Consider the following 18,705-nt stretch of genomic DNA (forward strand, 5'->3'; position numbering starts at 1 on the left):
TTGATCTGGGGCGCCCCGTTAACCACGATGGCCGAACGCAGGCATTGCGCAGTGGGCACCTCGGCATGGATGCCGAGGTAGCCGCGCTGGGCCATGGATGGCCCTTCGCGGCGGCCCACGGAGCAATGCCGGAGTGAGGGCACACCGAGCCTAGGCGAGGTGCCAAGTGGTGGGGCATGTAGCGTTTTGGTTACTTTTGCGCTCTTCAAAAGTGACCCGCTGTAAGGGCGGAACCATTAGCCGCCGTTACCCCAGAAACGGATATACACACCAACCAATCCCAAAATCCCGATAAACGATCTACCCCAACGCAAACACACGAGACCAAGCACAAAAAGGATCAACTAGCTGACGACCTAAACACACCGCATAATCCATCTACCCCCATCCACCCGAAGGGTCGCTGAAGATGACAGTTATCCATAAGGCCGCTCAGATAGGATACTCAGCAGAAGCCAGCACCTATACCCAAGGGCGCCCAGACTACCCAAGCGAAATACCGGCATGGCTCAGCAGTGCACTGGAAATCAGCCCAGGATCGACAGTCATTGAGTTAGGAGCCGGTACCGGTAAATTTACTCGCCTGCTGGACTCAATGGCGATCAATGCCATCGCCATCGAACCGGTCGAGGCGATGCGAATCGAGTTTGCCAAGCATCTGCCGGACACCAGGATTCTGGAGGGAACGGCCGAATCCATTCCCCTCGAGGCAGGGACGGCGCAGGCGCTCGTATGCGCCCAAGCCTTCCACTGGTTCGCGAATGAAACCGCGCTCCAAGAGATTCACCGAGTACTCAAACCGGACGGCCGGCTCGGCCTGATCTGGAACGTGCGTGATGAGTCAGTGGACTGGGTGGCCGACATCACTAAAATCATCACCCCCTTCGAAGGCGATACCCCACGCTTTCATACTGGAAACTGGCGACGCCCCTTCAACGGACGTTACTTCTCGGAACCCGAACTGACCTGTTTTAGTTACACCCACGCAGGCAGCCCCGAGACGGTCATCCTGGATCGCTTTCTGTCCGTGAGCTTCATCGCAGCGCTGCCTGACGCAGAGAAGAAACGGGTAGCGGATCAACTACGGGCCTTGATTCAGAGCCATCCGGCGCTGCGCGGGCGCAAGCACATCGAGTTCCCTTATCAGACCCACGCTTATTCATGTCGCCGCCTGGATTGAATCACGACGCCATCAACCCACCAGGAACTCGTACCTGACGCCCCCAAAACACTGGCATCATGCCTTTTTCCTTGCACTCATGGAGTGACTGTGACGAATCTTTGTGCCGCCCCTGAATTTGCTCCCGCCGCCACTTTACCGCCCTACCGCTTCTTTCCCCGGCTCGGGATGTTTGCGCTTGCGACCCTGATAGTCTTTCTGGCTGCAGTGCCCGAACTCCTTTTCGTCCCCGCGGACATGCAGGCCTACCTGACGTTCACGACTACCTCGGGCATCACCGCGCTGGTTCTCCTCGCCCTCTTCGCCTGGCAATACCGCACCGATCCGCGCGCGCGGTGGCGTGGTCATGCCGTTCGCAAACCCCTGCAGTGGGGGGCGATCGGCACTATCGGGGCCTACCTGCTTTTCGGGGTCGCCGTCCTCGTGCTCGGGTTGCCGCGTGAGGTGTTCATGGCCGAGCTCCTGGACGGGCTCAACGGTTGGCAGGCCACGATCAAGATCGCCTCGCTGATCGTGCTGCCGCCCATCGCCGAAGAGCTGTTCTTCCGCCATTACATGCTGCGGCTGTTTCCCTACGAGAACAGCCGCGCCTGGACATGGATCGCGATCATCGTGACGTCAGCGATCTTCGCCGGCATGCACATCCAATACGGGAACTGGATCACCGTCGTGCTGATCTTCGCCTGTGGAGGCATATTCGCTATCGCAAGAGTGGTCAGCGGTGGCCTGCTGGTGCCGGTGCTCCTGCATTCGCTGGCCGAAATGGTTGCTCTGAGCACTGACAAATCCTTCTCTCTGATGGGGCTTTACGGTTGAATCAGGCAAAGACGCAATGCCACGCTATGATTTCGCAAACGTCAGCACCTCAAACAAGGGCAACCATGAACGCTCACGCAGCGTGCCTCGGACTGTTTGTCTTGACGCTCGCCTTCCTGAGTGGGCCCGTCCAGGCCTCGACGTGGCAAATCTGCCACCTGGAGCTGCGTATCGTCGAGGTCCTGAAACAACCCTACCCGCAGCTTCAGGCGCAGATCGTGAAAGCCAGGCCGAAATCCGCCTCGGTGGAGTGTCCAGCGCAAGGCTCATCGCTCACCTTCACCCCGGAAACCCCGGACTACCAAGCCACGCTCCCCCGCCGGCAATGGCCCCGGAAAGGACAGTCACTACAGGTCGACTACCGCTACCTGGATGGCGTCTGTAAAGGCGACGGCAACTCGTATGCATGTCGTATCAAGCACTACCCGGTGATGGGTCGATAGTCAGGCGGCTGGAGACCGTGGCATTTAGCTGATGGCCTCATCGCGAGCAAGCTCGCTCCCACAGAAAGGCCTTGCGCACCCCTGTGGGAGCGAGCTCGCTCGCGATGACGTCGGCACAGCCAACCTCAATGCGACTCAAGCCAACAGCTCAGTGATCCAGCGGGCCTGCCGGGCTATGTCTTGCAGCTTCTCTTCCGGCACGGCTTGCCGCGCCTTGGCGAAGCTGGTGAGGGTCTTTTGCTTCTGGCGTAGCAGGCGCTGCCACTTGGCCAGGAAGATCGGGGTGCGGGCTTGCAGCTGCAGCGGGCCGAAGTACAGCTCCTCGGCGGTGTACGTCACCGGCCCGGTGCGCTCGGCGACGATGATCTCGTAGTAGAAACGGTTTTCCCGCAGCACCTCCTCGCAGAGGATGCGGTAGTCGTTCTCCATCAGCCATTGGCGCAGTGGCTGCTCGCCGCCGTTGGGTTGCAGGATCAGGCGCTCCTGACCGCTCAACCGCGCTTTGCCGCTGTCCAGGATGTCGCGGATCGTCTCGCCGCCCATACCACAGAGGCTGATCGCCGTGATCCCGTCTTCCGGCTCGATCGACGCCAGGCCATTGGCCAGACGCACACTGATCTGCTGCTCCAGGCCGTTCTCCCCCACGGTGCGTTCGGCGGCGCGAAACGGCGTCAGCGCCACCTCCCCCGCCACCGCCATCGCGATGGCACCACGGCGCAGCAAGGCCACCGGCAGGTAAGCGTGATCCGAGCCGATATCGGCCAGGCGCGCGCCCGCCGGCATATGCGCCGCCACGCGCTCCAGGCGCATGGACAATGTCTGTTCGTTCAACTGCAGTTCCCTGGATTAATCGTAGAACGGCTCGACCGCCGTCCGACTGCCGACAAAAAAGCTGTCCGCGACCAACCGCAGCGGCTGCAGGTCCATGTCGCTGGTTTGGTCGGCAATCAGTTGTTGAAAATGTCGATACACCGCCGCGTATTCGCCCTCCTCGGAAACCGCCTGGCCCACGCCGTCGATGCTCAACAGTGCACCGCCGTTGTCCAGGCGCAGGACGCCTTCGGCGCAGCGAATCTCGATGCTCCAGAGCTCGTCATGACCATGGTCGAAATCGAATTCCGCACGAATATCGAGGTGGCGCGCGTCGGCCATCTTGATGCTGGCGGCAATCGGCGACTGGCAGTTGTCCGGCACTCGCAACTCGGCGGACTCCACGAACAGCGGCAACGCCAGCAGATGGGTCACAATCGACAAGGCATTGATACCCGGATCGAAGACGCCCAGGCCGCCGGGTTGCCAGATCCATGCCTGGCCGGGGTGCCACTTGCGCACATCTTCCTTCCAGTCGATCTGCACGCTCTGCAAGGTGCGACTCGCCAGCCAGTCACGGGCGGCTTCGATGCCCGGCGCGTAACGCGAATGCCAGGCGAACAGGCCGCTGACGCCTTGCTCGCGGACCTGCTCCACCAATGCCATGGCTTCACCCAACGTGGCGCACGGCGGTTTTTCCACCAGCACGTGTTTGCCAGCCGCCAGCGCCTGTTGCACCAGGGCGAATCGACCTTGTGGCGGTGTGCAAAACGCAATGGCATCGACCTGCGGACCGTTTTCGAGCAGTTCGCCCAGGGAGCGGAAGTTCTCCACCCCGGCGCAAGGCTGCCCCTGCGTGGCGACAGCCACCAGTTGGAACGCGGGGTTGGCGTGGATGGCTGGAACATGTTGATCCTGGGCAATCTTGCCGTAGCCCACCAGCCCGAGACGAATCGGTTGCATCGATGACTCCTGATTTTTGTACTTGTGATCGGCCAGCAAACTAGACGCAAATCGCCTGGCGGACAATGGGGGTCGTGCAGTCTCTATACGATTGTCCTGCGCAATTGGGCAACAGCCGTGCAGCAAAGACCTCAGCTTTGCCGCGGCTCACTGGCTGCCGTCACGACGTTGGTCACCCGGCCGAAGAAGGGCTCCAGCCGCTCCCGCGGCGCATCGTGCTCCACCACCAGGGCGGTGACTTCTTCGCAGGAGGCCACCTGGTAGTGGGCAACGCTGGACAGCTTCTCATTGGTCACCGCCGCGATCACCTGCCCGCTTGCCGCGACCACCGCGCGCTTGAACTCCGCGTCGTCCAGGCCGAACGCCGTGACGCCATTGTCCGGATCGATGGCGCAGGCACCGAGCAAGCACACGTCAAAACTGAACTGACGCAACTGCTGGACAGCCGTCAGCCCTATCACACCCCCCGCGTTTGGACTCAAGCGGCCACCCAGCAGAATGACTTCGGCACGGGGCAACTTCATCAACTGAACCGCAATCAACGGCGAATTGGTGGTGAGGGTCAGCTGAAGTTGCGGATCGATGGCGCAGGCCACGGCCAGGTTGGTTGACCCGGCGTCGATGAAGACGTGCTGGCCCGCGCGCAGCAGTGCAGCGGCCGCTTGGCCGAGACTGCCCTTGCGCGCCGGGTCCTTGCGCACGCGTGCCTCCATCGGCCCTTCGGGAGCGGGCAAGAGTATCGCGCCGCCATAAACGCGTTTGCACACCCCCGCTGCTGCCAATGCGCCCAAATCACGCCGTATCGAGTGCTCGGACACATTGAATTCGCTGGCCAAGTCGGCCGCGATCACCCGGCCATACCGGGCAAGACGCTGGCTGATCAATTGCTGGCGTTCGCCGGGGAACGCTTCGTGAGGAGAAGTCATGACACTACAACCTGCATAAACGAGCACTAATGATCACAAACGAGCAAATAGTGCCGCTTATGCAGCGAGGCGTCAAACCCGCTCGTTCAAGTGGGCGGCCAAACGATAAAGGTCATGCGGCCCCAGGGACATTCGTGCCCATTCCCAAGGGCAGGAAAGGTTGAATCTCGTCGATTTCCTTGGCACTGAGACGCAGCTGTGCGCCGGCAATCAGTCCATCGACCTGCCCGGGACGGCGGGCTCCGACGATGGCGCCGGTCACCACCGGCTTGCGCAGCACCCAGGCGATGGCGACTGCCGCCGCGCTCACCCCGTGTCGTTCGCCGATACCCGCCAAAACCTCGACCAGCGCCAGGTTCGCGCTCAAGCGAGGCTCCTGGAAATCCGCGCTTCGGGCCTTGCGCCAATCGTCATCGGGCAATTGGGCGATGCGCTCGCGGGTCATGCTCCCGGAAAGCAGTCCCGATTGAAGGGTGGAATAGGCCAGGACGCCCATTCCCACCTCCTCGCAAAATGGCAGGACGTCCTTTTCGATGTCTCGCATCAGGGCGGAATAAGGCGGTTGGAGAGAGACGATCTCGGTCACCGCCTGGGCCCGCTGGAGTTGCGCGACATCGAAATTGGACACGCCGATAGCGCGAATTTTTCCCTGTTCGCGCGCAGTGGCCAACGCCGAAAGCGCCCTCTCGATTCCTTCGCTACTGCCGTCGGCAGGAAAGGCCGGCCAGTGGATCTGATAAAGGTCGATGGTTTCGACTTGCAACCGGCGCAAGCTTGCCTCGACCTCGGCGAGCAGCGATTGAGGCGCCAGCGAGTGCGAGATCGCTTTGGTGACCGGGTCCCAGACCAGACTGCCCTTGGTGAACACCAACGGACGCCGTGAAGCTGGCACCCGACGCAACAATTGCCCAACCAGCTGCTCGGCGTGGCCCAAGCCATAAACCGCCGCGGTATCGATCCAGTTCACACCGCGTTCGACGGCATATTCAAGCGCACCGAGGCTGTCCTCGTCATCCTGCGCGCCCCAACTGTATTCCCAGCCGGTGCCGGCAATGGCCCAGGTTCCCAGGCCAATGGGCGAAATCAGAAGATCCGATGATCCAAGACGATTCTTTTGCATAGCGAGTTCTCCACAGATGATGTGGGCCAGTATCCGCGAGTGATCTCATGACGATAAGATGGGTAATCGTATTTGAACTACTGAACAGTACTCATGAGTCAGCACCCCGATCTTTCCGAACTGGATGCCTTCGCGGCCGTCGCTCGCCACCGCAGCTTTCGCAAGGCCGCCGACGAGCGTGGCGTTTCGGCTTCTGCATTGAGTCACGCGATGCGTGCACTGGAAGCGCGTCTGGGTGTCAGGCTGCTCAATCGAACCACACGCAGCGTTACCCCGACCGAGGCCGGCCACCAGCTATTGGCAACGCTGGCCCCGACCCTGCAGCAGGTTGCCGATGCGCTGGCGCAACTGACATCAATGCAGGAAGTGCCCGCCGGCAAGCTTCGCCTCAACGTGGCGCGTCCGGCGGCGCGGGCGGTATTTGCGAAAGTGCTTGCGCCATTCGTGGCCAGGTATCCACGTATTCAACTGGACCTGGTCACCGATGATGGCTTGACCGACATCGTGAACGGCGGGTTTGACGCTGGCGTGCGTTTTGGCGAAAGCCTGGCCGGCGACATGATCGCCGTCCCTGTCGGCCCCCCTCAATCGTTCGTGACCGTCGCTTCACAGGCTTACCTGGCCGCAAAGGGGATCGTCCAGGCCCCACGGGACTTGCTCGACCATGCCTGTATCGCCCGACGTTTTCCCAGCGGCAAACTCTATGCCTGGGAGTATCAGGCACAAGGGCAACCGATGCGCTTGTCCGTCACCGGCCCGCTCATTCTTGAAGACGATGCGCTGATGATCCAGGCAGCAAAAGATGGCGCCGGGATTGCCTACGTCTACGAGGAGCTGGTGCGCGATGACATCCGCAATGGGCAGCTCACGGAACTGCTTGCGCAATGGAAAGCGCCGCCAAGCCGGTTTTTTCTCTACTACCCCAGCCGACGCCATGTGCCACCGGCCCTGAAAGCGTTCATCGAGTTCATCCGGGCGGATGATGGGCCAACCTGAAACCGGCAGGCAAAAAAAAGCCCCGCGACCGAAGACGGTGCGGGGCAAGGGAATTGGTTGGTTGCGGCCAACCAAAGGAGCACAGTGAAAAGCGTTTACGGGCCGGTCAGATGCATTCCTGTGCGGCGCGTTCAAAACTTGAAGGCAGGAGGTTGGAGGCCAGCAAATGTCGCTCGTAGATGAACACCTTGCCGCCGCTGCCGGCCTTGTAGGCTTCCAGCACGTTGTCCGCCGAGACTTTGCTCGGCACCACGATGCGGTAGCTGCGCTGGGTCTGCGAGACCATCGGGTTCAAGGCACTGCCCTGCAATTTCGGTATGACGCATTCAGCGTATTGGGCCGGTGTCTTGCTGGTCTGCAAGGTCAGGGTCGGATCGTTCGGTGCCGAGGCACAACCGGCCAGCAACAACGGGGAAAACGCCAGGGGAAGCAAAAATAAAGGGCGCATGGGTGGGGTCCTGAAAACAAAAATAATGGGCTGCGTGTTTGATGGCGCTGATTTTCCAATGATTGCCGGCAAAGCAAAACTTGCATTTCGTAATGGTCACTATTACTCCTAGCAATAGTTGCAAGCCGAGAAAGATTGATGAGGTATAGCCATGAGAACGTTTGATCTGATTCGCGACGCGGTATTGCCCGACTTCCGTGAGCGGGTGGCTGATTACCTGATCCAGTACGAAAGCGTGCTGTTGAGCAGCACCGAACCCGACCCGGAGCTCAGACGCGCCACAGCCAATCAACTGCGCGGCTATCTACGCGGGTTGAACACCACTCGGGTACTGGGCATGGCGGATTGGGAGGAGCTGGATCGGCGGGTGGTGAATACGTGGCTTTAGCGCCCGGCCAACGACAGGCCGGACTTCCAGGATGTGTTCGATTCATTGTGGCGAGGGAGCTTGCTCCCGCTGGGCTGCGCTGTAGGAGCTGCCGAAGGCTGCGATCTTTTCACTTGTGGCTCAAATGTCCGGGAAAGATCGCAGCCTCGCTTCGCTCGACAGCTCCTACAGGCCCAACGCTCGCTTGCGCCCTGTTCAGCAACCGTTGCACCCACGCGGCATCCTCGTCATTGACCACCCCATAGCGATTCGGCGGTAGAAAATTCCAGTGATGGGCGGCCTCGTCCAGGCGCTTGAGTTCATCGGCAGACAGCCAGTACGGCGTCTCCACCAATGGCATCGGCGCGCCGTCGAAACGTCGGCCCAGTTGCAGGTTCGTGCCGGGGGCGAAAGCGATCGCCAGTTGCTGGCGGGGTTGCAGCAGCTTGTTCGTTGCGGGCATTTGCCCTACTCGCCCGTAGCTGAAGTCGCCCGAAAATTGTTCCTTGAGCACCAGCCAGTGCCCCGCCGCGGTCTTGGCCAGAATCCATTGGGATACACCGCTGTCTTGCACGCACTTCAACTTGCCGTTGGACCACTGCATGAGGGTGTTGCAGTCCGGATCATAGTCGTTGGACCACAGGCTGATGCCAGAGACCAGGGTGTGGCGTTCGAGTTCGACCAGCCCTTGATCGGGCATCGATTGCCAATAACGCTTGGTCGGATCGCGCTTATCGCGCAAGTAGTTATGCAGGACCCAGGCAGCCATGAACAGCAAGGTGGCGAGCCCCAGCCAGCCAACGGAGGCCTCGGCGATCCGGTCAAGGTCGACGCCTGGGGCGGATAAGCCTTGATAGACCAGCAGCCCCAGCAGAAACGCGATGCCCGGCAGCACCGGGCCCAGGCACAACGGCGGCACCAGCACCATGATCCAGCTGAAGCGATGCATGGTCGCGCGATCACGCGCCCAGGCCAGCTCCTCAGCAAGCATCGGCGCCCGTTCCCGTGGGGCGATGTCAGGATCGGGTGTCTGGAAGCGTATATACAGGCTGTAGGTGTCATCGCTCATGGATCGGATCATGCCCTTGAAATCATCATGGTCGAGCAGCCCTTCGGGTCGCCCCTTGACGCTGGAACAGGCGTATTATCCGGATAACCAGGCGCCATGTAGACACCCATTCATGCCCATCTCCCAAACTCGCCCCTCACCCGCGCCCTTGCTCAAGCCAGGCGAGACAGTGGTCCTGTTCGACGGCGTTTGTAAACTGTGCAATGGCTGGGCGAAATTCCTGATCCGCCATGACCACGCCCGCCGCGTGCGGTTGGCCTCCGTACAATCACCCGAAGGGCAAGCCCTACTTGCCTGGGCGGGCCTGCCCTTGCAGCAGTTCGACACCATGGCCGTGGTTCGCGATCAACATTACTGGGTGCGTTCGGACGCGATTCTTGAAGTCGTAGCCCTGCTGCCCTGGGCCTGGCGCCCGGTGAAGCTGCTGCGCTACGTCCCTCGCAGGCTTCGGGACTGGGCCTATGATCGCATTGCCCTGAATCGTTATCGGCTGTTTGGCAAATACGACGTGTGCCTTTTGCCGAGCCCGGATCATGAGCGGCGTTTTTTGAAGATTCCCACGTCTGGGACCCACCCGGTGGAACGGATCGATATTTAGACCAGCAATAAGCGGGGCCGCTTCGCGCCCCAGCGGGAGCAAGCTCCCTCGCCACAAGAGCCATTCGGTGGTGTGTCAGTTCATCAGACGCAGGCTGTCCCTTCGTGGCGAGGGAGCTTGCTCCCGCTGGGCTGCAAAGCAGCCCCAAGGAACGCTGGTAGACGCCCATACGGTGCTTGCGACATTCCTTTTCGTACGGTACTAACAGTTCTGATAGTAGACAACCGCTGAAGAAAACATCGAAGCTGGAGGCCGGCATTTTTTAACTTCAGGGGGGCTAAGTCGATGTCTATTCCCTCTCGCAAAAACGTATTGTGCCGCTACCGCTACGATCCGCTGGATCGCCTGGTAAATTGCGCGCCATCCGATGAGACCGAAAGCCAACGTTTTTACTGCAGAGACCGTTTAGCCACTGAAGTACAAGGCGCAGCGCAATACAGCATCTTCCAGCACGACGATCAGCTATTGGCGCAACGGCGCCGCGAGGATGCGGAGATCGACACCACCTTGCTGGCGACCGATCTACAGCGTTCGGTATTGAATGTGCTCGATGCAAACCGGACTCATCCCCTCGCCTATACACCGTACGGCCATCGACCACCGGGGAACGGTCTGCTCAGTTTGCTTGGGTTTAACGGCGAGCGAGCGGACTCAGTAACGGGGCATTATTTATTGGGTATGGGGTATCGGGCGTTCAATCCGGTGTTGATGTGTTTTAACAGCCCGGATGAGATGAGTCCCTTTGATAGAGGGGGCATCAACTCATATGCATACTGCTTAAATGACCCTATCAATAGAAAAGATCCCAGTGGTCATTTTCCAGCAACCAATCTGATCAAGCCATTTAGAAGCCTAAAGAAACAAATCGTCCGCCCCTATTACAAAGTGGCGAGCAAAATTCGCTCAGCAACTAGCAAGCCATTAATAAATCAGTACGACCAACCCCACATAAATCCCATAGAAGATGCTATTGCAGAAGCTTACGCTAGAAAAAACCCAGCAAGTATTACCTTGATCACACGCAAAGAACGCTTAAACATTATCGAGCCCACAAACTTACAACATAAATTCGTTCTAACCAGAAAAAATCAACTCATTGTCGGTTCCGGCCCCTTTAGAAACCCAAACACAAAAACCTTTGAATTAAAACACTCCGCGATAGCACGAATTGCCGCCTCGGACTTCCAAGTAGACACCAGAATAATTAGCGCTGGCACTATTACCAAAACCCCAAACGGATATCTAATCACGAACGACTCCGGCCATTACAAGCCAGCATCTAAAGTAAACACCCTCGTAAAGTTCAAGCTCAGAAGTCTTGGGGTCAACGCCACATCTAAAAATTACGAGATACGAGCTACGAACTAATCCCAAATGAATTTTATAGACGTTTGACTTGCGAAACATTGGATCAGAAATGCATTTTAACCCAATGCTTTGCGGCGAGCCTGCCCCCGTGGCGAGGGAGCTTGCTCCCGTTGGCTGCGCAGCAGCCCATGTCGTCAACTCAATTAGCCTGACACACCAGTGTGCCAGGTTTCAGGGTCGCTTCGCGCCCCAGCGGGAGCAAGCTCCCTCGCCACAAGTGCTATCGGGTGGTGTGTCAGCTCATCAAGAGCGGTTCGGCCGTGAGTCAGTGAGCGGTCGCATTGGTCCCCTGCTGATACTCCCGAGGGGTGCAGCCGAACTCGCGGCGAAACACGGTGTGCAGGTATTGCGCCGATTTGAAGCCGCAATTCTGGGCGATGTCGGCAATCGGCGAGTTGGTGTTTTCCAATCCGTTGGCGGCGGCGGCCAGTTTGAAGCGCAGGATTTCGTCGTGGACGCTGCAACCCCGCTCCTTGCGAAAGTGCGATTCCAGCGATGAGCGCGACACTCCCACATAGGCCGCCACCTGGGCCGTCTTGATACCCTGGCAGGCGTATTGGCGGATGAAGAGCAGTGCCTGCATGACATAAGGGTTGCCCAACGGTTGATGCAGGCTCGAGACCTGCACATTGATCGCGTCCGGCGGTATCAGAATCTGTGTGCCGGTGGACGGCATGCCGTGCAGCATTTGATGGAGCAGGCGCGCGGCGGTGCGGCCCATGGTTTCGGTGCCCTGGATCACCGAGCTCAACGGCACCCGCGTCAGGCTGCGGGTCAGGGGGTCGTTGTCGATGCCAATCAACGCCACTTGCTCGGGCACGGCGATCCCGGCGGTCAGGCAGGCTTGCAGCAACTGCCGGGCGCGGGCATCGCTGACGGCGATGATGCCGATGGGTTTGGGCAGGCTTTGCAGCCAGGCGATCTGCTGTTCGACGGCGCTGTCCCACAGCGGTGCGCTGGTGCCCATGCCGCGATAGACCTCGGCGTGCAGGCCATCGCGCTGCACCAGCCGGCGAAAGGCTTTTTCCCGTTCCTGGGCCCAGCGATTGGCTTGTGCTTCAGGCAGGCTGAAACAGGCAAAACGCGTCAATCCGGCCTCGATCAGGTGCTCGTAGGCCAATGTCATCAACGCATCATTATCGGTGGCGACATAGGGAATGCCCTTCGGGTAGGCGCGTTCATCCTGATAGGAACCGCCCACCGCCACCACCGGCAGCTTGATCCCGGCCAGCGCCTCGCCGATCAGCGGGTCGTCGAAGTCGGCGATGATCCCGTCGCCCTGCCAGCGCTCGATCCCTTTCAAGCGGCAGAGAAAATCTTCCTCGAGGAACAAGTCCCAGGACGCGCGCGTGCTGCTCAGGTAGTTGCCGATGCCGCTGATGATGCCGCGGTCGTAGATCTTGCTGCCGTTGAACAACAGTGCAATGCGGTGAACGGGCGGGACGGTTTTCATTGGTTTAACCCTGTGCCGATCGATACAGACTAGGCGCGCGGCCAGCGAATCTCAATACTCAAAATCGAACTGCCCGTTGGTGATTTTCATAATCAGCAGCCACGGGGCCGGCGTTAGTATCGAGACACCGCCAAGAATAAAAAGGAACTCGCCCATGTCGTACTTCCCCGCTGTCGACAAGATTCGCTATGAGGGCCCCGCCAGCGATTCGCCGCTTGCCTTCCGTCACTACGACGCCAACAAACTGGTGCTCGGCAAGCCCATGCGCGAGCACCTGCGCATGGCGGTCTGCTACTGGCATACCTTCGTCTGGCCGGGGTCGGATGTGTTCGGTGCCGGTACCTTCAAGCGCCCGTGGCAGCACGCTGGGGATCCCATGGAGCTTGCCATCGGCAAAGCCGATGCGGCCTTCGAGTTCTTCTCCAAGCTGGGCATCGACTACTACTGCTTCCACGACACCGATGTCGCCCCGGAAGGCAGTTCGCTCAAAGAGTACCGCGAACACTTCGCCCAGATGGTCGACCACCTGGAGCGCCATCAGGAAGAGACCGGGATCAAACTGTTGTGGGGCACCGCCAACTGCTTCAGCAACCCGCGTTTCGCCGCAGGCGCCGCCAGTAACCCAGACCCGCAAGTATTCGCCTGCGCCGCCGCGCAAGTGTTCAGCGCCATGAACGCCACCCAGCGTCTCAAAGGCTCCAACTACGTGTTGTGGGGCGGCCGTGAAGGTTACGAAACCCTGCTCAACACCGACCTGAAACGCGAGCGCGAACAGCTGGGCCGCTTCATGCGCATGGTGGTCGAGCACAAGCACAAGATCGGCTTCAAGGGCGACCTGCTGATCGAGCCCAAGCCCCAGGAACCGACCAAGCACCAGTACGATTACGACAGCGCCACCGTGTTCGGCTTCCTGCAACAGTTCGGCCTGGAAAACGAGATCAAGGTCAACATCGAAGCCAACCACGCGACTCTGGCCGGGCACAGCTTCCATCACGAGATCGCCACGGCCGTCTCCCTGGGCATCTTCGGCAGCATCGACGCCAACCGCGGCGACCCGCAGAACGGTTGGGACACCGACCAGTTCCCCAACAGCGTCGAGGAAATGACCCTGGCCACCTATGAAATCCTCAAGGCCGGGGGCTTCGGTAATGGCGGGTTCAACTTCGATTCCAAGGTCCGGCGCCAGAGCGTGGACGATATCGACCTGTTCCACGGCCACGTCGCCGCCATGGACGTCCTCGCCCTCGCCCTGGAGCGCGCGGCAGCCATGGTGCAGAACGATCAGTTGCAACAGTTCAAGGACCAGCGCTATGCCGGCTGGCAGCAGCCGTTTGGCAAAGCGCTACTGGCCGGTGACTTCAGCCTTGAATCACTGGCCGAGCATGCCTTCACCAACGACCTGAATCCCCAAGCCGTCAGCGGTCGCCAGGAGATGCTCGAGAACGTGGTCAATCGGTTCATCTACCCCTGACAACGGGCAATGGTCGGGGCGCAGGGGTTGTTACATTCGCGCGACAAATCTGTGCCCACGGCGCTCTGCAACGCTCTACAGTTCTACCCGGTATCACGCTCATCGTCAGGCAGTGTCTTTCAAACAACAATAAAAGGACGCACCACATGAATACATTCAAACGTACCCTGCTCGCCGGCGCCCTCGCCCTGCTCTCGCTTCCGGTCATGGCCGATGCGGCCCATCCGAAGATCGGCTTTTCCATCGATGACCTGCGCCTGGAACGCTGGTCGCGGGACCGTGACTACTTCGTCGCGGCGGCGGAAAAACTCGACGCCAAGGTCTTCGTCCAGTCCGCTGATGCCAACGAGCAGAAGCAGATCTCGCAAATCGAAAACCTGATCTCCCGGGGCGTCGATGTGATCGTCATCGTGCCGTTCAACGCAACCGTGCTGACCAACGCCGTCGCCGAAGCCAAGAAGGCCGGGATCAAGGTCGTGTCCTACGACCGACTGATCCTCAACGCCGATATCGACGCCTACATTTCCTTCGATAACGAAAAGGTCGGCGAGATGCAGGCCAGCGGCGTGCTGAAGGCTGCGCCCAAGGGCAACTACTTCCTGCTCGGTGGCGCGCCGACGGACAACAACGCCAAGGTCCTGCGCGAAGGTCAGATGAAGGTGTTGCAACCGGCCATCGACAAGGGTGACATCAAGATCGTCGGCCAGCAGTGGGTGAAGGAATGGAACCCCACCGAAGCCCTGAGCATCGTGGAAAACGCCCTGACCCGGAACAACAACAAGATCGATGGCATCGTCGCCTCCAACGACGCCACCGCCGGCGGCGCCATCCAGGCCCTGGCCGCCCAGAAAATGGCCGGCAAGGTGCCGATCTCGGGCCAGGACGCTGACCTGGCAGCGGTCAAGCGGGTGATCGATGGCACCCAGACCATGACCGTCTACAAGCCGCTGAAACTGATCGCCTCCGAAGCCGCCAAGCTCTCGGTGCAACTGGCGCGCAACGAGAAGCCCAGCTTCAGCTCGCAGTACGACAATGGCAGCAAGAAAGTCGACACCATCCTGCTCACCCCCACGCCGTTGACCAAGGACAACATCGACCTGCTGGAAAAGGACGGGTTCTACACCAAGGCGCAGATCGCCGGGCAGTGATCTGACCAGGCAATCAAGCAAAAAACCTGTGGGAGCGAGCTCGCTCGCGATAGCGGTGGTTCAGCTTGCATCAATGTTGGATGTACTGCCGCCATCGCGAGCAAGCTCGCTCCCACACAGGTCACATGGCTTGACTGCCTGCCCCACTGCTGATGTGTGAGCCCTTTTCCATGAGTCCTTGCCATGTCCGACTACCTGCTGCAAATGAACGGCATCGTCAAAACCTTTGACGGCGTCAAAGCCCTGAACGGCATCGACATCAAGGTCAGGCCGGGGGAATGTGTCGGCCTGTGCGGTGAGAACGGCGCCGGCAAATCCACGCTGATGAAGGTGCTGTCGGCGGTCTATCCCTATGGCACTTGGGAGGGCGAGATTCTTTGGGACGGCCAGCCGCTCAAGGCGCAGTCCATCAGCGAAACCGAAGTCGCCGGGATCGTCATCATTCACCAGGAGCTGACCCTGGTCCCCGACCTGTCGGTGGCTGAAAACATCTTCATGGGCCACGAACTCACGCTGCCCGGCGGACGCATGAACTACCCGGCGATGATCCATCGCGCCGAAGCCCTGATGCGTGAACTCAAAGTGCCGGACATGAACGTCTCGCTACCGGTTTCGCAGTACGGCGGTGGCTACCAGCAACTGGTGGAAATCGCCAAGGCGCTGAACAAGCAGGCCCGGCTGTTGATCCTCGATGAGCCGTCCTCGGCCCTGACCCGTTCGGAAATCGAGGTGCTGCTGGACATCATCCGCGACCTCAAGGCCAAGGGCGTCGCCTGCGTCTACATCTCCCACAAGCTCGATGAAGTGGCCGCCGTATGCGACACCATCTCGGTGATCCGCGATGGCAAACACATCGCCACCACCGCGATGACGGACATGAGCATCCCGAAGATCATCACCCAGATGGTCGGACGGGAAATGAGCAACCTCTACCCCACCGAACCCCATGACGTCGGCGAAGTGATTTTCGAGGCGCGCCACTTCACCTGCTACGACGTCGACAACCCCAGGCGCAAACGGGTCGACGACATTTCATTGGTTCTCAAGCGTGGGGAAATCCTCGGCATCGCCGGGCTGGTCGGCGCCGGCCGCACGGAACTGGTGTCAGCGCTGTTCGGCGCCTACCCCGGCCGCTACGAAGGTGAAGTCTGGCTGGGCGGCAAAAAAATCGACACGCGCACACCGCTCAAGTCGATCCGCGCCGGCCTGTGCATGGTCCCCGAGGATCGCAAGCGCCAAGGCATCATTCCTGACTTGGGCGTGGGCCAGAACATTACCCTGGCGGTGCTGGACAACTACTCGAAACTGACCCGCATCGACGCCGAAGCCGAACTGGGCAGCATCGACAAGGAAATCGCGCGCATGCACCTCAAGACCGCGAGCCCGTTCCTGCCGATCACCAGTCTCTCCGGCGGCAACCAGCAAAAAGCCGTGCTGGCGAAAATGCTCCTGACCAAACCCCGCGTGCTGATTCTCGATGAGCCGACCCGTGGTGTGGACGTCGGCGCCAAGTACGAGATCTACAAGCTGATGGGCGCGCTGGCGGCCGAAGGCGTGTCGATCATCATGGTGTCCTCGGAGCTGGCCGAGGTGCTGGGGGTTTCCGACCGCGTCCTGGTGATCGGCGAAGGCCAGTTGCGCGGCGACTTCATCAACCACGAACTGACCCAGGAACAGGTGCTCGCCGCCGCGCTCAGCCATCCCGATGGCCATAACAATAATGATCGGAAGTCCGCGTAGATGAATCAGGTCAAACAGCTGTTTTCCCGCTACAAAATGCTCGCGCTGGTGATCGCCGTGGCGCTGATCTGGCTGTTCTTCAGCTGGCAGACCGAAGGTGGGTTCGTGACCCCGCGCAACCTCTCCAACCTGCTGCGGCAGATGTCCATCACCGGGATCCTTGCCTGCGGCATGGTGCTGGTGATCATCAGTGGCGAAATCGATTTGTCGGTGGGCTCATTGCTTGGGCTATTGGGTGGCCTGGCGGCGATTCTCGACGTGGTCTATCACATCCCGCTGCTGGCGAACCTGAGCCTGGTGGCCCTGTGCGGCTTGGTGATCGGCTTGGGCAACGGCTACATGACCGCCTACCTGCGTATCCCGTCGTTCATCGTCGGGTTGGGTGGCATGCTCGCGTTTCGCGGCGTCCTGCTGGGAGTCACCGGCGGCACTACCATTGCCCCGGTGTCACCGGAGCTGGTCTACGTTGGGCAGGGTTACTTGCCGCACACGGTCGGGACCGGGCTCGGCATCCTGCTGTTCGCCCTGACGCTGTTCCTGACCTGGAAACAGCGACGCAACCGTGCCCTCCATGGCCTCGCGGCCCACTCCCTGGTGCGCGACGTTTTGCGCGTGGTGGTGATCGGCGCGGTGCTGGCCGGGTTCGTCTATACCCTCAACAGTTACGACGGCATCCCGGTGCCGGTGCTGCTCCTGCTGATCCTGCTGGGCGTATTCAGCTACGTCACCAGCCAGACCGTGTTCGGCCGACGTGTCTATTCGGTGGGCAGCAACATGGAAGCCACGCGCCTGTCCGGCATCAACGTGCAGGCCGTGAAGCTGTGGATCTTCGGCATCATGGGCGTGATGTGCGCCCTCGCCGGCGTGGTCAACACCGCACGCCTGGCCGCCGGTTCACCCTCGGCCGGCAACATGGGCGAACTCGACGCCATCGCCGCCTGCTTCATCGGCGGCACCTCCATGCGCGGCGGCTCCGGCACGGTCTACGGCGCCCTCCTCGGCGCGCTGGTCATCACCAGCCTGGACAACGGCATGTCCATGCTCGACGTCGACAGTTATTGGCAGATGATCGTCAAAGGCAGCATTCTGGTGCTGGCGGTGTGGGTGGATGTGAGTACGCGGACGGGGCGGCGCTGACCTGTACCCGTCACTTGCTGGCAGACGCCATCAGCACGCCGAACCCCAGGAAGGTGATGCCCGACAATTTGCCGACAATCCTGGCGCCCTGGCTCGACGAGAGCCAGCCCCTGGCGCCATTGGCCATCAGCGCATAACCAGAATGCACCAGTACCACAAGCACGCTATAGGACGACACCAGCAAGAAGAACTGGCTGTAGTAATCGCCCTCCGGCTTGATGAATTGAGGGAACACGGCGAGGAAGAAAAACCCGGCCTTGGGGTTGAGCAACTGGATCGACAGCGCCTCGCCGAAGCGCCGCCACGGGCGCGTGGACGTGACCGTGAGTTCGGGCACGAAGCGTTGGGTACGCCACATCTTGATGCCCAGGTACAACAAGTACAGCGCGCCGATGTATTTCAAAAGCGTGAAGGCCGTCGCCGAGGCGGCCAGGATCAACCCCAAGCTGCTGGCGCAGATACCCGCCACGATAAACGCGCCCGAGGCGATCCCGAAGATGCCCGGCAGCGCACCGCGCCAGCCATGGCGCAAGGCATTGGAAATCGTCAGCACCACACCGGGGCCCGGGCTGAGCACCGTCAGGGTCGCCAGGATCAGAAAAAGTCCGTAACTGGCCATGCATCACTCCACATTGAAGGCGAATTGCTGTGG

General features: G+C 60.3%; 19 protein-coding genes. 11 read left to right on the forward strand and 8 right to left on the reverse strand.

From position 1 onward, the window contains the following. Nucleotides 1-409: 409 nt before the first annotated feature. The 3 genes from AB4Z20_RS02110 (at nucleotide 410) to AB4Z20_RS02120 (ending at nucleotide 2,439) form a co-directional block, all read left to right on the forward strand. On the forward strand, nucleotides 410-1,180 hold the full coding sequence (locus AB4Z20_RS02110) for a methyltransferase domain-containing protein (RefSeq protein WP_442089220.1): 771 nt from the start codon (nucleotides 410-412) through the stop codon (nucleotides 1,178-1,180). A gap of 90 nt (nucleotides 1,181-1,270) precedes the next feature. Next, on the forward strand, nucleotides 1,271-1,996 hold the full coding sequence (locus tag AB4Z20_RS02115) for a CPBP family intramembrane glutamic endopeptidase (RefSeq protein ID WP_442089221.1): 726 nt from the start codon (nucleotides 1,271-1,273) through the stop codon (nucleotides 1,994-1,996). A 65-nt stretch (nucleotides 1,997-2,061) separates the two neighbouring features. Then, complete coding sequence (locus AB4Z20_RS02120; protein ID WP_442089222.1) at nucleotides 2,062-2,439, forward strand: hypothetical protein; 378 nt, start codon at nucleotides 2,062-2,064, stop codon at nucleotides 2,437-2,439. A 135-nt stretch (nucleotides 2,440-2,574) separates the two neighbouring features. Here the strand turns inward: AB4Z20_RS02120 and AB4Z20_RS02125 are convergent, their stop codons facing one another. The 4 genes from AB4Z20_RS02125 to AB4Z20_RS02140 form a co-directional block, all read right to left on the reverse strand. Continuing rightward, on the reverse strand, nucleotides 2,575-3,270 hold the full coding sequence (locus tag AB4Z20_RS02125) for a tRNA (adenine(22)-N(1))-methyltransferase (RefSeq protein WP_301300415.1): 696 nt from the start codon (nucleotides 3,268-3,270) through the stop codon (nucleotides 2,575-2,577). A gap of 15 nt (nucleotides 3,271-3,285) precedes the next feature. Continuing rightward, complete coding sequence (locus tag AB4Z20_RS02130) at nucleotides 3,286-4,212, reverse strand: Gfo/Idh/MocA family protein (protein WP_014338624.1); 927 nt, start codon at nucleotides 4,210-4,212, stop codon at nucleotides 3,286-3,288. 131 nt (nucleotides 4,213-4,343) lie between these two features. Then, nucleotides 4,344-5,138, reverse strand: a complete 795-nt coding sequence (locus AB4Z20_RS02135) for a DeoR/GlpR family DNA-binding transcription regulator (protein WP_253474295.1) — start codon at nucleotides 5,136-5,138, stop codon at nucleotides 4,344-4,346. 112 nt (nucleotides 5,139-5,250) lie between these two features. Continuing rightward, nucleotides 5,251-6,258: an aldo/keto reductase gene (locus AB4Z20_RS02140; protein ID WP_442089223.1), complete on the reverse strand. Its 1,008-nt coding sequence runs from the start codon at nucleotides 6,256-6,258 to the stop codon at nucleotides 5,251-5,253. 93 nt (nucleotides 6,259-6,351) lie between these two features. On the opposite strand from AB4Z20_RS02140, the gene AB4Z20_RS02145 reads away from it, so the two are divergent. Then, complete coding sequence (locus AB4Z20_RS02145) at nucleotides 6,352-7,254, forward strand: LysR family transcriptional regulator (protein ID WP_442089224.1); 903 nt, start codon at nucleotides 6,352-6,354, stop codon at nucleotides 7,252-7,254. A gap of 106 nt (nucleotides 7,255-7,360) precedes the next feature. Here the strand turns inward: AB4Z20_RS02145 and AB4Z20_RS02150 are convergent, their stop codons facing one another. Next, nucleotides 7,361-7,702: a hypothetical protein gene (locus tag AB4Z20_RS02150; protein WP_223472644.1), complete on the reverse strand. Its 342-nt coding sequence runs from the start codon at nucleotides 7,700-7,702 to the stop codon at nucleotides 7,361-7,363. A gap of 151 nt (nucleotides 7,703-7,853) precedes the next feature. Here AB4Z20_RS02150 and AB4Z20_RS02155 point away from each other — a divergent pair, with 151 nt between their 5' ends. After that, nucleotides 7,854-8,090 carry a hypothetical protein gene (locus AB4Z20_RS02155; RefSeq protein ID WP_003201330.1) on the forward strand — a complete coding sequence of 79 codons (237 nt, stop codon included), beginning with the start codon at nucleotides 7,854-7,856 and terminating at the stop codon, nucleotides 8,088-8,090. Nucleotides 8,091-8,199: 109 nt separating this feature from the next. On the opposite strand, the gene AB4Z20_RS02160 is transcribed toward AB4Z20_RS02155, so the two are convergent. After that, a complete protein-coding gene (locus AB4Z20_RS02160) occupies nucleotides 8,200-9,138 on the reverse strand; it encodes a hypothetical protein (protein ID WP_253474283.1) in 939 nt (312 codons plus the stop codon). A 112-nt stretch (nucleotides 9,139-9,250) separates the two neighbouring features. Between AB4Z20_RS02160 and AB4Z20_RS02165 the strand changes: the two genes are divergently transcribed. Then, nucleotides 9,251-9,736: a thiol-disulfide oxidoreductase DCC family protein gene (locus AB4Z20_RS02165; RefSeq protein WP_258691075.1), complete on the forward strand. Its 486-nt coding sequence runs from the start codon at nucleotides 9,251-9,253 to the stop codon at nucleotides 9,734-9,736. A 285-nt stretch (nucleotides 9,737-10,021) separates the two neighbouring features. Continuing rightward, entirely contained in the window at nucleotides 10,022-11,104 is a 1,083-nt protein-coding gene (locus AB4Z20_RS02170; RefSeq protein WP_442089225.1) for an RHS repeat-associated core domain-containing protein, read from the forward strand. A 265-nt stretch (nucleotides 11,105-11,369) separates the two neighbouring features. Here AB4Z20_RS02170 and AB4Z20_RS02175 read toward each other — a convergent pair whose 3' ends face one another. Next, nucleotides 11,370-12,557 carry a XylR family transcriptional regulator gene (locus tag AB4Z20_RS02175; RefSeq protein WP_253474277.1) on the reverse strand — a complete coding sequence of 396 codons (1,188 nt, stop codon included), beginning with the start codon at nucleotides 12,555-12,557 and terminating at the stop codon, nucleotides 11,370-11,372. A 154-nt stretch (nucleotides 12,558-12,711) separates the two neighbouring features. Here AB4Z20_RS02175 and xylA point away from each other — a divergent pair, with 154 nt between their 5' ends. From xylA to AB4Z20_RS02195, 4 genes are all read left to right on the forward strand, one after another. After that, the gene (gene xylA, locus AB4Z20_RS02180; RefSeq protein ID WP_253474274.1) at nucleotides 12,712-14,028 is read left to right on the forward strand and encodes a xylose isomerase; all 1,317 of its coding nucleotides are present in this window, start codon (nucleotides 12,712-12,714) and stop codon (nucleotides 14,026-14,028) included. Between the two features lie 146 nt (nucleotides 14,029-14,174). Then, on the forward strand, nucleotides 14,175-15,176 hold the full coding sequence (xylF, locus tag AB4Z20_RS02185; RefSeq protein WP_253474271.1) for a D-xylose ABC transporter substrate-binding protein: 1,002 nt from the start codon (nucleotides 14,175-14,177) through the stop codon (nucleotides 15,174-15,176). A gap of 183 nt (nucleotides 15,177-15,359) precedes the next feature. Then, on the forward strand, nucleotides 15,360-16,916 hold the full coding sequence (xylG, locus tag AB4Z20_RS02190) for a D-xylose ABC transporter ATP-binding protein (protein WP_442089226.1): 1,557 nt from the start codon (nucleotides 15,360-15,362) through the stop codon (nucleotides 16,914-16,916). Then, complete coding sequence (locus tag AB4Z20_RS02195) at nucleotides 16,917-18,053, forward strand: sugar ABC transporter permease (RefSeq protein ID WP_003201312.1); 1,137 nt, start codon at nucleotides 16,917-16,919, stop codon at nucleotides 18,051-18,053. Between the two features lie 10 nt (nucleotides 18,054-18,063). Here AB4Z20_RS02195 and AB4Z20_RS02200 read toward each other — a convergent pair whose 3' ends face one another. Then, on the reverse strand, nucleotides 18,064-18,672 hold the full coding sequence (locus AB4Z20_RS02200) for a LysE family translocator (protein ID WP_253474266.1): 609 nt from the start codon (nucleotides 18,670-18,672) through the stop codon (nucleotides 18,064-18,066). Nucleotides 18,673-18,705: the final 33 nt, after the last annotated feature.

It is taken from the genome of Pseudomonas sp. KB_12, from assembly GCF_052114545.1.
Taxonomy (GTDB): domain Bacteria; phylum Pseudomonadota; class Gammaproteobacteria; order Pseudomonadales; family Pseudomonadaceae; genus Aquipseudomonas; species Aquipseudomonas brassicacearum.

What these genes read in the sequence shown, in the direction of transcription:
- AB4Z20_RS02145 (WP_442089224.1), top strand. Translation starts at nt 6,352, where the DNA reads ATGAGTCAGCACCCCGATCTTTCCGAACTGGATGCCTTCGCGGCCGTC.
- AB4Z20_RS02160 (WP_253474283.1), bottom strand. Translation starts at nt 9,138, where the DNA reads ATGAGCGATGACACCTACAGCCTGTATATACGCTTCCAGACACCCGAT.
- AB4Z20_RS02195 (WP_003201312.1), top strand. Translation starts at nt 16,917, where the DNA reads ATGAATCAGGTCAAACAGCTGTTTTCCCGCTACAAAATGCTCGCGCTG.
- AB4Z20_RS02135 (WP_253474295.1), bottom strand. Translation starts at nt 5,138, where the DNA reads ATGACTTCTCCTCACGAAGCGTTCCCCGGCGAACGCCAGCAATTGATC.
- AB4Z20_RS02120 (WP_442089222.1), top strand. Translation starts at nt 2,062, where the DNA reads ATGAACGCTCACGCAGCGTGCCTCGGACTGTTTGTCTTGACGCTCGCC.
- xylA (WP_253474274.1), top strand. Translation starts at nt 12,712, where the DNA reads ATGTCGTACTTCCCCGCTGTCGACAAGATTCGCTATGAGGGCCCCGCC.
- xylF (WP_253474271.1), top strand. Translation starts at nt 14,175, where the DNA reads ATGAATACATTCAAACGTACCCTGCTCGCCGGCGCCCTCGCCCTGCTC.
- AB4Z20_RS02110 (WP_442089220.1), top strand. Translation starts at nt 410, where the DNA reads ATGACAGTTATCCATAAGGCCGCTCAGATAGGATACTCAGCAGAAGCC.
- AB4Z20_RS02200 (WP_253474266.1), bottom strand. Translation starts at nt 18,672, where the DNA reads ATGGCCAGTTACGGACTTTTTCTGATCCTGGCGACCCTGACGGTGCTC.
- AB4Z20_RS02150 (WP_223472644.1), bottom strand. Translation starts at nt 7,702, where the DNA reads ATGCGCCCTTTATTTTTGCTTCCCCTGGCGTTTTCCCCGTTGTTGCTG.
- AB4Z20_RS02170 (WP_442089225.1), top strand. Translation starts at nt 10,022, where the DNA reads ATGTCTATTCCCTCTCGCAAAAACGTATTGTGCCGCTACCGCTACGAT.
- AB4Z20_RS02155 (WP_003201330.1), top strand. Translation starts at nt 7,854, where the DNA reads ATGAGAACGTTTGATCTGATTCGCGACGCGGTATTGCCCGACTTCCGT.
- AB4Z20_RS02130 (WP_014338624.1), bottom strand. Translation starts at nt 4,212, where the DNA reads ATGCAACCGATTCGTCTCGGGCTGGTGGGCTACGGCAAGATTGCCCAG.
- AB4Z20_RS02140 (WP_442089223.1), bottom strand. Translation starts at nt 6,258, where the DNA reads ATGCAAAAGAATCGTCTTGGATCATCGGATCTTCTGATTTCGCCCATT.
- AB4Z20_RS02165 (WP_258691075.1), top strand. Translation starts at nt 9,251, where the DNA reads ATGCCCATCTCCCAAACTCGCCCCTCACCCGCGCCCTTGCTCAAGCCA.
- xylG (WP_442089226.1), top strand. Translation starts at nt 15,360, where the DNA reads ATGTCCGACTACCTGCTGCAAATGAACGGCATCGTCAAAACCTTTGAC.
- AB4Z20_RS02175 (WP_253474277.1), bottom strand. Translation starts at nt 12,557, where the DNA reads ATGAAAACCGTCCCGCCCGTTCACCGCATTGCACTGTTGTTCAACGGC.